This window comes from Rhizobium sp. BR 249 (assembly GCF_047445895.1).
In the GTDB taxonomy this organism is placed as follows: domain Bacteria; phylum Pseudomonadota; class Alphaproteobacteria; order Rhizobiales; family Rhizobiaceae; genus Rhizobium.
Genome location: NZ_JARWKX010000002.1, coordinates 109537 through 122774 on the forward strand (window position 1 = coordinate 109537; position 13238 = coordinate 122774).

Consider the following 13238-nt stretch of genomic DNA (forward strand, 5'->3'; position numbering starts at 1 on the left):
TCAAGCCTCCGGAGCGACATAGCGCGGGAAGACCGGCGCCGGTGCCTCGAGCGCCGTTCCTGCAACGAGGCGGCCTGCCTCACCGAGGGCGGCAAAATCGCGCTTGTCGGCAGGTGCGGCCACCAGATCGAGCAGCTTGCCTGACGATTCCGGCATGAAGGGCTGCAGCAGGATCGCGATCTGGCGAACCACTTCGGCCGTGACGTAAAGCACAGTGCCCATGCGTGCCGGATCGGTCTTTTTGAGCGCCCATGGCGCCTGCCCGGCAAAATAGCGGTCGGCTTCCGAAACGACAGCAATGATCGAGGCAAGCGCACGATGAATGAGCTGCTTGCCCATGTCTTCGCGGGTCGATGCATGCAGCGCGTCGGCCTGCGCCAGCATTGCCTTGTCCTCGTCGGTCAGCGGCCCGCATTCAGGGATCTTGCCGTCGCAATTCTTGACGATCATCGACAGCGAGCGGCTGGCGAGGTTGCCGATGCCGTTGGCGAGATCGGAATTGATGCGCGTGCCGATCGCCTCTTCGCTGTAGCTTCCGTCCTGGCCGAAGGAGACTTCGCGCAGGAAGAAGTAGCGCACCTGATCGAGGCCGAAATGGTTCACGAGATTGACCGGATCGACGACATTGCCGAGCGACTTCGACATCTTCTCGCCCTTGTTGAGCAGGAAGCCGTGGGCAAAGACGCGTTTCGGCAGCGGCAGCTTCGCCGACATCAGGAACGCCGGCCAGTAGACGGCGTGGAAGCGGATGATGTCCTTGCCGATGATATGCACGTCGGCGGGCCAGTATTTCGCCCGGGGACCGTTCCTGTCTTCGATATAGCCGGTCGCCGTGATGTAGTTGGTCAGCGCATCGACCCAGACATACATGACGTGGGCGGGATCGTTCGGCACCTTGATGCCCCAGTCGAAAGTCGTGCGCGAGACTGAAAGGTCCTTGAGGCCCGACTTGACGAAGGAGATCACCTCGTTGCGGCGCTCGGCCGGACCGATGAAATCGGGGTTCTCCTCGTAGTGCTTCAGCAGCTTGTCCTGGTATTCGGAGAGCTTGAAGAAATAGCTTGCCTCTTCCACCCATTCGACAGGCGTGCCCTGCGGCCCGTAGCGCACGCCGTCGGCGCGCAGCTCCGTCTCGTTTTCCTGGTAATAGGCCTCGTCGCGCACCGAATACCAGCCGGCATAGCTGTCCTTGTAGATGTCGCCGTTGTCGGCCATCAGGTTCCAGATATTGCGCGAGGTCTCGTGATGGCGCTCCTGCGTCGTGCGGATGAAATCATCGTTCGAGGCGTTGAGCAGCTTCGCCATCGCCTGGAATTCGCCGGAGTTGCGGTCGGCGAGCGCCTGCGCGGTGATCCCCTCGGCGCGCGCCGTCTGCTGCATCTTCTGGCCGTGTTCGTCGGTGCCAGTCAGGAAGAATACGTCCCTGCCGTCCAGGCGCTGGTAGCGCGCCATCGTATCCGTCGCGATCAGCTCGTAGGCGTGGCCGATATGCGGCTTGCCGTTGGGGTAGGAAATCGCGGTGGTGATGTAGAAGGGTGTCTTGTCTGTCATGGCGGCCAATGTCCGGCTAACTCTATAAAAATGGTCAGCCGCTCTTAGCGCATGTCACCGCCGAGCGAAACATCAAGTTTCGCCGCCGCCAATGATTTCCGGGATACGGCGTCGTGAACTTGACTCATGTTGCGCCGCAATTTACCCGTCATGAAAAAGAGGGCGGGACAGAACGAAGTGCTAGTTTTCATCTACCGGAAGCGTCGCAGCCGCGCGCCGTCGGAGGCGCTTGATTGACATTCGAGCCTCTCTATTCGCTTTCGGGCCTGCTTGTCGGGGCACTTGTCGGCATCACCGGCGTTGGCGGCGGTTCGCTGATGACGCCCCTGCTGGTGTTGCTCTTCGGCGTCCACCCCGCCACCGCCGTCGGCACCGATCTTCTTTATGCGGCGATCACCAAGACGGCCGGCACGGCCGTTCACGGCATGCACGGACGCATCAACTGGAAGATCGTCGGAGGTCTCGCCGCCGGCAGCGTGCCGGCCGCGTTGCTGATGCTCTGGCTGCTGGCCGGCGTCGATCGCAAGAGCATCGGCGTGACGAACACCATCACGACTGCGCTCGGCTGGCTTCTCGTCATGACCGCGATCATGCTGGTCTTCCGGGGGCAGATACTCGAGTTCGCGCGCCGCGCCATCGGCGATCGCACGCCGCCGAAGCCGATGACCATCATCGTCTTCACCGTCATCCTCGGCTTCCTTCTCGGCGTGCTCGTCACCTTGACCTCGGTCGGCGCCGGTGCGCTCGGCGTGACCATCCTGCTGGTCCTCTATCCCAGGCTCGATGTGCGCGAGATCGTCGGTTCCGATATCGTCCATGCCGTACCGCTGACCTTGATCGGCGGCATGGGTTACTGGTTCATCGGCGAGATCGACTGGTCGATGCTGTTTGCCCTGCTCATCGGCTCTATCCCCGGCATCATCATCGGAAGCCTTCTGGCGCCGAAGCTGCACGAGCGCACCATTCGCATCGTCCTTGCCGTTACGCTTGCGCTCGTCGCATGCAAGCTGCTGGCTGGCTGATCAGGGATGATGCCGAACATGAATCAAGTTCGGCGCGATGCGCTTTAAAGTCCCGGCCGCTTGATGTCGGCGAGAATGCCGATGATCGTCTGCTTGCGGTCGAGGTTATAGGCATCGGAAACGGTCAGCCGCTCGGTGATCTCGGAATAGAGCCGCGCCAACCGCTCCGCGGCAGTGATCTTCCCCTCACCCGCCGCCACACGCGCCCGGTTCATGATGTCGTCGCCGATATGGCTGACGAAGAAATCGAAGATCGTGTCGCTTTCCTTGCCGGACAGCGCGTCGGCCAGCCGGTGCATCGCCTTGCGGGCCGCCGGCCCTTCGGCGGAAAGCATTTCGTCATAGGCGGCGATGATCTCGCCGCCGCCGTAGTTCAGTAGTTTCAGGGCCTCGCCGACGCTGCCCTTGGCGGCCGCAAGCACCGCCCCGTCCTCGCCCGATATGCCGAGATTGCCAAGGGCGGCGGCGAGCGCGTCGTCGGCAAGCGGCGCCAGTTTCAGCGGCAGGCAGCGTGAGCGGATCGTCGGCAGCAGCCGTCCCGGCGCGTGCGAGAGCACCAGGAACAGCGCCCGCTTCGGCGGCTCCTCCAGGATTTTCAGGATGGCATTGGCCGCATTGCGGTTCAGGTCGTCGGCCGGGTCGACGATGACGATCCGCCAGTTGCCGGTGCCCGACGTCTGCGAAAAGAATTTGCCGGCGCGGCGCACCTCGTCGACGGTGATCGCCGATTTCACCTTGCCGGTCTTCTCATCCACCGGCCTGGCAAGGTGCAGGAGATTGTGCGAAGCGCCGGATACGATCTGCCGGCTAACGGCAGAGGCGGGATCCGGATCGGCGATCGTCTCCGGCGCCGTGCCGGGATCGGGGTGCGAAAGCACGTGATTGGCGAAGCGGAAGGCGAGCGTCGCCTTGCCGATGCCCTCAGGTCCCTCGATCAGGATGGCGTGATGGCCCTTGCCGGACCGATAGGACTGGGCAAGGAAGGACTCCGCCTCCTCATGGCCGAACAGCCTGGTATTTTCCGCCGGCCAGATGGCGCCGTCGAGCAGTCCGGGCCTTTCCTCACTCATGATGGGCGGCTTCCGGCGTTCTGATATGACCTGCGGGCGGCGATTTGAGCTGCTTGACGATCGCCAGGATCTCGGCTGCGATCGCCTCTTCTGCCTGTAGGGCGTTGACCACATGGCAGCGCTCCGGTTCGCGGGCGGCGATATCCAGAAAGGCTTCGCGCCGTTTCTCGTGCGTTTCGAGCTGCTCTTTTTCGAAGCGGTCGGGAGCCTCGGCCGCGGCGCGCTTCTGCGCCCGCTCCAGACCGATCCTGGCAGGGATGTCGAGGATCACGGTGCAATCCGGCACGACGCCGTTGATCGCCACGCGCTGCAACGTCTCTATGAAATCCGGTTCGAGATTGCCGGTGACGCCCTGATAGACGCGGGAGGAATCCATGAACCTGTCGCAGAGCACGACCTTGCCTTCGGCAAGTGCCGGCCGGATCACCTCTTCGACGTGGTCGTTGCGCGCTGCCGCAAAGAGGATCGCCTCCATGCGCGTGCCGAAGGCTTCGGCGGCGCCGGAAAGAAGCACATGGCGCACGGCTTCCGCACCCGGCGATCCGCCCGGCTCCCGCGTCACCAGGACGTTATGGCCTTCGCTCTTCAACGCCTCGGCGAGGCGGCGGATCTGCGTGGATTTCCCAGCGCCTTCCCCGCCTTCAAACGTAACGAACAATCCCGTACCGGAGGACAATGATAGCTTCCCGCATTCCAGGCGCCATATGCGCCCCGCTCCTTCTATCTATCCGAAGATATCGGGGAGGAAAACCTTTCGCCGCGGCGACATATTCACCTTTCCCGATAAATCGTATCGGAAAGAAGGCGTTCAACCCGGCGCAGATTTATCCCAGAGCCAGGAGAAGAACAGCGATTCGCCGAGTTCCAGCATGGCATCGACCGCCCGGCTGCTGAGCGAACCCTCCCCTACCGCCTCCACGGTATAGAGCGGCACTTCCCTGAGCAGTCGGCTGCCCGCGAAAATCCTGAGCGTGCCGGCCTGGGTATCCGGCTTGACCGGCGCCATCAGCGGCCAGCGATAGACGATGCGCGCCGACAACCGGTCCGGGTTGCTGATCGGAATATAGACGCTGACCGGCGCCTTGGCGATGAGATCGACGGTGCGCGCCGTGCCGCCATAGACGCTGGCTGCGCCGATCACTTCCTTGTCGGCAAAGATCTGCCGGCTCTCGAAGGCCGTCAGCCCCCATTCGAGCACGCGCTTGGTTTCCTCCGTCCGCTCCTTGTCGGAGGCGATGCCGGCAAGCGCCAGAAACAGCCGCCTGCCGTCGCGCTCGACCGAGGCGACGATCGAATAGCCCTCGCCCTCGGCAAAGCCGGTTGCCAGCCCGTCGGCGCCGAGATCCAGCCCGAGCAGCGGGTTCCGGTTGCGCTGGAGGATCTTGTTCCACTCGAATTCCGGCTGCGCGAAATAGGGGTAGAGGCTCGGATAGGTTTGCTGAAGGGCGGCGGCGAGCGTCACCATTTCGCGCGCCGTCACCTTGCTCTTGCCATCGGGAAGGCCGGTGGAGTTGCCGAACACCGCCTTCTCCATGCCGAGTTCGCGGGCGCGGCGCGTCATCGATTCGGCGAACTGCTGTTCGCTTCCCGCCATGCCTTCCGCAAGCACGATGCAACCGTCATTGGCGCCCTGGATGGCGATGCCTCTGAGCAGATCTTCGACGCGCACGCGCGATTTGAGCGCGGCAAACATCGTTGCCGTCCGCGACGGCGCTCCGCCCGTCCGCCAGGCATATTCCGAAACGGGATATTCAGTATCCAGCGTGATCTGGCCCTTGGTCACCGCCTCGAAGGCGAGATCCAGTGTCATCAGCTTGGAAAGCGAAGCCGGCGAAAAGCCCTGGTCCTCGTTCTTGGCAAGAAGCACCGTGCCGGTGGAGGCCTCGATCATGTAGGCTTGCGTTGCCTTCGTAGCAAATCCGGAGGCGCCGCCGTCGGCTGCGAGCGCGCCGGTGGCCAGGGGCATCAGGCATGCAAAAAGGCGAAGCAAGGGCTTCAGCATTGCAATTTCCATCGATCGAGCGGCAGATTTCAGAAGGTTAGAGCGAGAGGAAATCCGATGCAATTGCCATGCTCAGCGCGCGGCGGATTTTGCCTGCTGACGCTTGGCAGAGGCCAGGATCGATTCCTGCGTCAGCCCGTCATTGCGCGCCATCACCGCGTCGAAGGCGAGATCGACAGTCACCGTCTTCACCTCCTCGTTCTGGTAGCCGAGCGCAAGCGAGCCCTGACGCCCGCCATAAGGCCGTTCATAGGGCATGGGTCCGATTTCCGGCAGTATGACCATCTGCTCGAAAGCAGGAGCACCGTTGCTTGCGGATTGCGCGGACGGAGCGACCAGAACATGAGCCGGGGCGGCGAGTGCCGGCGCTGCATTGTAGCGCGCACTCGGCGTTGAGCCGGCATAGGAGGTGGCCGACATCGGCACCGGCACGTTTGCGGGCGTCTCGTAGCTTTCCGCGCTCTGCAGCTGATCACGGGTGATCTTGCGGCTGTTGGAGGCGACCATGACGCCGGTTGCGATCTGCCCTTCCGGATTGACGCCGGGAATGCGGCTGCCCTTCGGCACGTAGGATGCCATCAGATAGGGCATGTCGTGGCCGTCCATGCGGGCGCGACCGACATATTGCACGCGCACCTTGCCGGTGCCGCTGTGCTGCAGATCCAGCATGTCGGCCGTCTTGTTGGAAAGGTCGATGATGCGGCCCTCGTGATAGGGGCCGCGGTCGTTGACGCGCACGATGACGGAGGAACCGGATTCGAGATTGGTAACGCGCGCATAGCTCGGCAGCGGGAAGGTCGGATGGGCCGCGGAGAGATGCATCTGGTCGTAGACTTCGCCGTTCGCCGTCAGGCGCCCATGAAAGGCCGAGCCGTACCATGAGGCGACGCCGACCTTGTTATAGGAGAAGTCTTCCTTCGGATAATACCACTTGCCCTTCACTTCGTAGGGATTGCCGACCATGTAGCGGCCGCCGCCCTTCGGGATGTTGTTGCCGGTGGCGACGCGCGGACTTGCCTTCACGCCATATTCGGATTCGGAAAAATACTCTTTGCCATGGGCTTTCTTTTTAGGCACCGCCTGCGTCGTGCCGCATGCCGCAACCGTCGCACACATCGCCGATATCGCCAGCCACCGCGCTGTCGTTGCGAATGACGCCGCCCCGTATTCCAGTTTCATGTGTCCCACGCCGCTTATATGGTTAAGGAACCCTGCCCGATAATGGGTCAATAGCGCCTTATTCCCACCCGCCTAACGAGACCTTAATCTTGCGAGCTTCGTGGCAAATTTGCGAACGATTTCGCAGCGATAGCGACAATTCTAGGGATTATGGTTTATAAATTGCTAACGCGGCGATCCCTGCCCCGCCCTCCAGCGGCGCCCATGAGCCGGAATTTACCGTGCCGATATGTGACAGACGGTAAACGAGCGGGTGGGTCCTTATGCTGAAATAGGCTCCGATGGGCGGCATCAGCCGAAATTATTGGTTTCATCCTCTGGTAGTATGAGGCTCAGGTGGTCGCCATCAGGTATTCGCCGCCGACCGCCAACACCGGCAGCGCCTCCCTTTGAACGTGTAGTTTATTTCTTGACTCAAAGTGGAGTAGAAAGTTTATTTGCGGGCGTTCGGGTGGTAGCCCGGCGTCCTTTCCACGCTCACCTTTAGGGGGACGAGCCATGGCAAATCACAAGCCAACAGTGCCTAGCGTGTCGATCCACGACTATTCACCTACGGAAGCCATCGAAGGAAGCCTTCTCGACAACGCATCGGATCCGGATGGCGACCTGCTTCAGGTTCAGTTCGTCAACGGGATGAGAATTCCCGGCAAGGTAGGCGAGCCCGGATATCTTACCGTCGAGGGCGAGCACGGGACGCTGACGATCTGGAGCAACGGCAGCTATAGTTACGAGGTCAACGATCCGGCGAGCCTCGAGCCCGGCGGGGCCTTCTCCGAGAAATTCTCTTTCAAGGTCTCCGATGGAAAAGGCGGCACCGACGTCGCCAATTTCCACATCGCCGTCAACACGCCGCCGCAAGGACTCTATTCGATCGATTTCGAGAACGCGCCGACGGAATATCCAGGGCAATCCGATATCGCATCCGGCTATGCAGGCTTCAAGTTCGGCGACAAAGTCGATGGCAACCTTTGGGCGGTCGCGGAATCCGCCGGCAACGAATACGTCGTCAGCAATCCCTACAATCCCTTTTTCGATCGCGTCGACGGCAAGCTCTTCACGATAGAAGGCGTCGACATCGCGACCAATTTCGACCCCGGCTATGAAGGGGTCGATGCCCTCGTGACCTTCGAGGGCTACATCGATGGCAACAAGGTGAGCGAGATGGCCGTGAAAGTTTATGGCGACACCATCGCCGATGGCCAGCATATTTCGCTGGAAGCGCTTGGAGCAGTCGATTTCGTCCGTTTCGATATCGCGCCCGACGTCGAGCCCACGGGCTTTCCGCAGCTCGCCTTCGACAACTTCACCGTCCTCGTCTGACGACGGTCGAGAAGCGGCCGTTGAAGCCGCTCCTTGAGGCTCTCGTGAGCGCTGAGCGCTTTCGAAGCAACCGATTTATTCCTACCATGCCGGTATGAAGCGAACGGCGCGGAACAAGTTGACGCTGCGGTCAAAGCTGCTACAAAGCCCGCCTGTGTGATGGGCGGCAAATCGGTGGAAGACACCGATCCAACGGAATACCGAAACGGAATTTCCTTGGGCTTCTCAATTGCCTGGAAGAGTGTCCGAGTGGTTTAAGGAACCGGTCTTGAAAACCGGCGTGCGGGAAACCGTACCGTGGGTTCGAATCCCACCTCTTCCGCCAATTTCCAAGCAAATTTTATGATCGTTCAAGACCGACGCCATGGCGCGCGATGCCGCGGTTTCGGGGCGCTGCCGGTTCACTCATCCTCATTCGTAATGCGCGAAAGAGCTCTACGACAACAGTGAATATATCAGGACGCCAATAGACCCCCAGAAGATGACGGGCGTCAATATCATCCCCGCGACGATGATCTTAGTCACAGCAAAAACTCCGAATACCTTCATGCGTGCCGAAAGAACCTATCGTCGCGGCTGAGAGTTGCTATGGGCATGAAGTCCGGGGCGTGTCGGACCTTGGTCCGATCGCCTACTATGGTCCCGACAACCGCCGCGCCACGAAGGCGGCCGTGTCCATCATCCCGGCGACGGATTCGGACGCGGCTGATCTGCGCCGATGGTTTGCCGAAACCGGCGATCTCAGGACGGACGAGACCATCATTGCCGAGATCGCCGCCTTCCTTCGCGAAAATGATGTGAAATCGGTGGCGGCGATGGAGGGAATTTTCGGTTGCCCTCACGAGGAGGGGATCGATTACCCGTCCGGCGAAGCCTGCCCTGATTGCTCATATTGGAAGGGGCGAAACCGCCTGACCGGCAAGCATGAGGCAGGCTGAATCCAGCCGGCTTTTGCGCGACAGGCCTGCTAGGGCGCTATGGCGTAAATCTAACTCCGGGCACCAGATCGACCCGCCGACAGCGGTTGACTATCCCGTGCTGCCATGATTTCCCGTCCCGCATCATCAAGCGAGGACATCATGGCAGACGACATCATTGTAAAGGACAGCAACGGAAGCCAGCTTCACGACGGTGATTCCGTGACGCTGATCAAAGACCTCAAGGTCAAGGGAACCTCCGAGACGCTGAAGCGCGGGACGCTCGTCAAGGGCATTCGTCTGACGGACAATCCCGGCGAGATCGAGTGCAACACCAAGCAGGTCAAAGGTCTCGTGCTGAAAACGGAATTCCTGAAGAAGGCATAGGACCTCCCTCGCCTCGCCGATGCATTCCGAGACAGATCCTGCGGGTCACTCCTCGTCGGCGTCTTCCTGAGGCACTTCCGCGGTGATCACCTCGAAACGGGAAAGCGTTGCCGGGCCGAAGGCCGTCGACATCGCGACGTCGGTGGCGTCGCGGCCCGTCGCCATCAATATCCGGCCGATGCGCGGCGTATTGTGGCGGGCATCGACCGTGTGCCAGTGACCGCCGAGAAAGACCTCGAACCAGGCGCTAAAATCCATCGGATTGGGGTCGATCGGAACGCCGATATCGCCGAGATAGCCCGTGCAGTATCTGGCCGGGATGTTCATGCACCGGCAAAGCGCGATGGCGAGATGGGCGAAATCGCGGCAGACGCCGCTCTTGTCGGTGAAGCCGCCATGCGCGGTCCTGAGCACATCGGCCTTCTGGTAATCGAAGGTAATATGGCTGTGAACGAAATCGCAGATCGCCTGGACGCGCGCCCATCCGAGCGGCGTCGACGAGAAGGTCGCCCAGGCGAAATCCGAAAGCCTGTCTGTGTCGCAATAGCGGCTGCCGAGCAGGAAGACGAGCACCTCGTCAGGCAGGTCCTTGATCGCGTGCTGCACGGCATTCTCAGGGACGATGTCGGCTTGGCCGCTGTCGTAGATCTCGAACTCGGTGGAAATCGTCGTCAGTCCGGGTGGCGCCACGATGCGGCTGCAGGCATTGCCGAACACGTCAATATACTCCCAGACTTCGATCGGCCGGTCGAATGTCAGGACCTGTTCGCTCAGAAGATCGGCACGCCGCGAGGGATGAATGTTGAGGACGAGCAGCATGGGTGTCGGCTGTACGCATTCGTATCCCAGATGAAACCCGGCGCGTATCTTCATGGCGGCTTCCTCGTCGCGATTGCGCATGTGCGGCTGCCTATCGAACGTTGATCGGCGCTGCGCGGTTCCGCAGGCTGCGGGCGTTTCGGCGCGGCTATCCGGTCGTGACGTTGACCTGCACGGTCATGCCGTCGAAATCCCCTTGCCCACCGTCGTAGCTGCCGCTCAACGGGACCGCCTGGCGGGGGTCGCGGGCAACGGCGACGCGGATGAGGTCGCGGTTGCCGACGATCCCGTTGGTCGGGTCGAACTCCGCCCAGCCGGCGCCGGGAAGATAGATCTGGCACCATGCATGGGTGGAGCCGCCGCCTAGCACGGTGGAGCCGTCCCGGTCGGGAACATAGACATAGCCGGTGACGAATCGCGCCGCGAGGCCGAGCGCCCGTGCCGCTTCCATCATCAGAAGCGCGAAATCCCGGCAGGTGCCGGAGCGAAGCTGCAAGGTCTGGACCGGCGGCTGCGTTCCATGTTCCAGGCGCCGCGCATAAACGAAGCTTTCCCGGATGGCGTAGCAGAGCGTCATCAGCAGATGCCCGGTTTCCGTCGGGCGCCCCTGTCGCACGAACCGGCTTGCCCAGCGCCCGACCTCATCATTCGGATCGGGATAATGACGCTGCATCGATGGCGCGAGATCGGCGATTTCGTCCTGATCGTAGGGGAAGGGATAGCTCAGGGCCGCATCTTCGACCCGGAGATCGAGCGCGACCTGAGGCGTATGATCGAGCGTGATCCAGGTTTCGAAACGAAGTTCGGAGGATGGGGTCGGAATATCGATGAGTGCGACGCAGTTGCCGAAGACGTCGTGGATCCAGCGCACGCGGCTTTGCTCCGGATAGATCGTCAACGACGCCTCCATGAGCCGCTGGTCGAAGCTGTCGCGTGGCCGGAACATCAGGCGATGCTGGCCGAAATAGACCTCTCTGAGATAGCGATAGGAGGTGATATGGCGGACAGTGAAAATTGTCATGGGCCGCCGCCCCGCGATCTGTTCACGTTGCTGCTCCAAGGCGGCCATGCCGCCTTTCCCTTGGACGTGCTCTGCCCACTTCTTCGCTCATCCCGATTTCTTGTCATATAAGCGGATTCGAAAGATTGCTATTGTAGCTTCACCGATCGACGGCAGAGCCGTCCAACCTAAGGAGGGTACGATGCATATCGCCTGGGACGTTCTTACGCTTCTGCTGACAATCGGTTCGCTCTATGGCGGTCGCGAATACCGGATTATTCGCGCCCGTGCCCGCGCTCAGAACTGGGGCAACTTCTGACCTCGATTGTGCCGATCCTTGCCGGAACGGTGTCGGTCGCGGTGACGTCGAATGACATAGCCCTGCGCTATTAGTTTCCAGACGGCTTGTCCGTTATTTCTCTCTGTTACCAAGCCCGCCTCACCCCAGGCGGGCTTTTTTGCGCGGTTATTCCGGCCGCCCGGCTTTACTTTTTGGCGCCGGCCGAAAGCACCCGATGCGTTGCATTGTCCAGTGCGTGGCTGGTTTCCTGCCCATCCTTCTTCAGCCCGTATGCGGTATTGCCGCAGCCGGAAAGCGTGAGCAGGCAGATGCAGGTAATGGCGATGGCAGCTTTTGGCATCGAGTGTCTTCCCCGGATGAATCGTGATCAGAAGAAAATGATGCACTCCGCGGCAAAATCAATCGCCGGAGGTCCGGAGCGCAACAATTGCGGAATGGCTGGTGTAGACCGATGGCGGTTATACCAGATCGTTGCTTTCCGAAGTGACGAAAATCGCAGAAAGCCACATATCGCGTCAGCTGCATCATCTGTTCGAGTATTTCTTGCCATGTCCCATAGAATAACACCTTGTACCATTTTGATGTATTAAATTTTAATCAAATATGGCGCTTAACTAATCATTAATAATATCCTTGCGCGGCGTCATCTTCAGCTTATGCTTTACTCAAAAGGGAGAGGAAGATGTTTAGCAAAAGTCTGATCATGCCTGTCGGCTTCGCCGTGCTCGCCATTGCCGGCCTCCTGTTCCAGGTCGCCGTTCATGCACTGGAAACTCCGGTCACCCTGTTGCAGCCGTGAAGGCTTAAGTTCTTCCAGGAGTGGAACTTTTTTTCGTTTCGTGCATAGTGACGAGGCATTTCATCAGGAGGGAAACTATTATGGAAAATGCAGGCGTGGGTTGGATCGCGGCCATCATCATTGGCGGTATCGCCGGATGGCTGGCCGAAAAGGTCATGAGCAGCAATATGGGCCTGCTCATGAACATATTGCTCGGCATCGTCGGCGCTATCGTCGCCAACTGGATCCTGGGTCTGTTGCACATCCAGCCGCTGGCCGGTTGGCTGGGTTATCTGATCACCGGTTTCGTCGGTGCCTGCATCCTGATCGCGGTCGGGCGAGTCATTCGCCGCTAACCCTTTATTGCAGACAACACCGAAAGCCGGGCGCTGATCGCGTCCGGCTTTTTCCTTGTCCAATGTCCGAGTTCAGCGGCGGCTCAGCAGGCCGAAAAGATAGGCTATGCCCGCCGTCATCGCGAGCGCCATGAGCGGTTCTTCGCGCACCTTGTCGCGCAGCCGCTCCGTCATCAGCGAAGCCTCGTCGGTAACGACCGACTTTGCTCCCTGCCCCAGCGCCCGCACGCTTTCCGTCAGCCTGGAGAGGTCTTCGCGCAGCGCCGTGACCTGCGCCGACAGATCGTCTGCTGCGATATCAGCCTTGACGCGCGCAGCGGTGGATTCGGCGGAAGCGGTTTTCAATTCTGCCATGGTCTGCTCCTGTTTCATGGGATGCCGCTTCAACGAAATGACGGCCGGAAAGGTTCCGTTCCAGCCGATCTTTTGTTCCTCGCCGGGACCGGTCGCGACGGCCGTCGCCCCGCGCAGCTTTTCGCGCGACAAACCCTTCATTTCCTGTCGGGTTTGTTTTAAGGAACGTCGAATGTCTGCCC

General features: G+C 60.7%; 14 protein-coding genes and 1 tRNA gene. 6 read left to right on the top strand and 9 right to left on the bottom strand.

From position 1 onward, the window contains the following. Entirely contained in the window at nucleotides 1-1551 is a 1551-nt protein-coding gene (gene metG, locus QD408_RS03105) for a methionine--tRNA ligase (protein WP_088685011.1), read from the bottom strand. A 233-nt stretch (nucleotides 1552-1784) separates the two neighbouring features. Between metG and QD408_RS03110 the strand changes: the two genes are divergently transcribed. Further along, nucleotides 1785-2573, top strand: a complete 789-nt coding sequence (locus QD408_RS03110) for a sulfite exporter TauE/SafE family protein (RefSeq protein WP_088685010.1) — start codon at nucleotides 1785-1787, stop codon at nucleotides 2571-2573. A gap of 44 nt (nucleotides 2574-2617) precedes the next feature. On the opposite strand, the gene QD408_RS03115 is transcribed toward QD408_RS03110, so the two are convergent. From QD408_RS03115 to QD408_RS03130, 4 genes are all read right to left on the bottom strand, one after another. Continuing rightward, complete coding sequence (locus QD408_RS03115) at nucleotides 2618-3643, bottom strand: DNA polymerase III subunit delta' (protein WP_414138308.1); 1026 nt, start codon at nucleotides 3641-3643, stop codon at nucleotides 2618-2620. Then, on the bottom strand, nucleotides 3636-4319 hold the full coding sequence (tmk, locus tag QD408_RS03120) for a dTMP kinase (protein ID WP_088685008.1): 684 nt from the start codon (nucleotides 4317-4319) through the stop codon (nucleotides 3636-3638). Before tmk ends, QD408_RS03115 begins: the two co-directional genes overlap by 8 nt. A gap of 132 nt (nucleotides 4320-4451) precedes the next feature. Further along, complete coding sequence (locus tag QD408_RS03125; RefSeq protein ID WP_414138309.1) at nucleotides 4452-5645, bottom strand: D-alanyl-D-alanine carboxypeptidase family protein; 1194 nt, start codon at nucleotides 5643-5645, stop codon at nucleotides 4452-4454. 72 nt (nucleotides 5646-5717) lie between these two features. Then, entirely contained in the window at nucleotides 5718-6824 is a 1107-nt protein-coding gene (locus QD408_RS03130; RefSeq protein ID WP_414138310.1) for a septal ring lytic transglycosylase RlpA family protein, read from the bottom strand. Between the two features lie 498 nt (nucleotides 6825-7322). Between QD408_RS03130 and QD408_RS03135 the strand changes: the two genes are divergently transcribed. From QD408_RS03135 to QD408_RS03150, 4 genes are all read left to right on the top strand, one after another. Beyond that, complete coding sequence (locus QD408_RS03135) at nucleotides 7323-8144, top strand: Ig-like domain-containing protein (RefSeq protein ID WP_414138311.1); 822 nt, start codon at nucleotides 7323-7325, stop codon at nucleotides 8142-8144. 235 nt (nucleotides 8145-8379) lie between these two features. Next, a tRNA-Ser gene (locus tag QD408_RS03140) sits at nucleotides 8380-8469 on the top strand. Between the two features lie 283 nt (nucleotides 8470-8752). Further along, nucleotides 8753-9082, top strand: coding sequence for a hypothetical protein (locus QD408_RS03145; RefSeq protein WP_414138312.1), 330 nt, complete (start codon nucleotides 8753-8755; stop codon nucleotides 9080-9082). Between the two features lie 141 nt (nucleotides 9083-9223). Continuing rightward, nucleotides 9224-9448 carry an alkylphosphonate utilization protein gene (locus QD408_RS03150; protein WP_010035073.1) on the top strand — a complete coding sequence of 75 codons (225 nt, stop codon included), beginning with the start codon at nucleotides 9224-9226 and terminating at the stop codon, nucleotides 9446-9448. Nucleotides 9449-9493: 45 nt separating this feature from the next. Here QD408_RS03150 and QD408_RS03155 read toward each other — a convergent pair whose 3' ends face one another. The 3 genes from QD408_RS03155 to QD408_RS03165 form a co-directional block, all read right to left on the bottom strand. Then, nucleotides 9494-10321, bottom strand: a complete 828-nt coding sequence (locus tag QD408_RS03155; RefSeq protein WP_414138313.1) for a transglutaminase-like domain-containing protein — start codon at nucleotides 10319-10321, stop codon at nucleotides 9494-9496. A 94-nt stretch (nucleotides 10322-10415) separates the two neighbouring features. Beyond that, nucleotides 10416-11288: a transglutaminase family protein gene (locus QD408_RS03160; protein WP_088685142.1), complete on the bottom strand. Its 873-nt coding sequence runs from the start codon at nucleotides 11286-11288 to the stop codon at nucleotides 10416-10418. A gap of 464 nt (nucleotides 11289-11752) precedes the next feature. Continuing rightward, nucleotides 11753-11908, bottom strand: a complete 156-nt coding sequence (locus tag QD408_RS03165) for an entericidin (RefSeq protein ID WP_088685004.1) — start codon at nucleotides 11906-11908, stop codon at nucleotides 11753-11755. A gap of 539 nt (nucleotides 11909-12447) precedes the next feature. Here QD408_RS03165 and QD408_RS03170 point away from each other — a divergent pair. After that, nucleotides 12448-12702, top strand: a complete 255-nt coding sequence (locus QD408_RS03170; RefSeq protein ID WP_088685003.1) for a GlsB/YeaQ/YmgE family stress response membrane protein — start codon at nucleotides 12448-12450, stop codon at nucleotides 12700-12702. A gap of 72 nt (nucleotides 12703-12774) precedes the next feature. On the opposite strand, the gene QD408_RS03175 is transcribed toward QD408_RS03170, so the two are convergent. Next, nucleotides 12775-13056: a hypothetical protein gene (locus tag QD408_RS03175; RefSeq protein WP_088685141.1), complete on the bottom strand. Its 282-nt coding sequence runs from the start codon at nucleotides 13054-13056 to the stop codon at nucleotides 12775-12777. Between the last annotated feature and the right edge of the window lie 182 nt (nucleotides 13057-13238).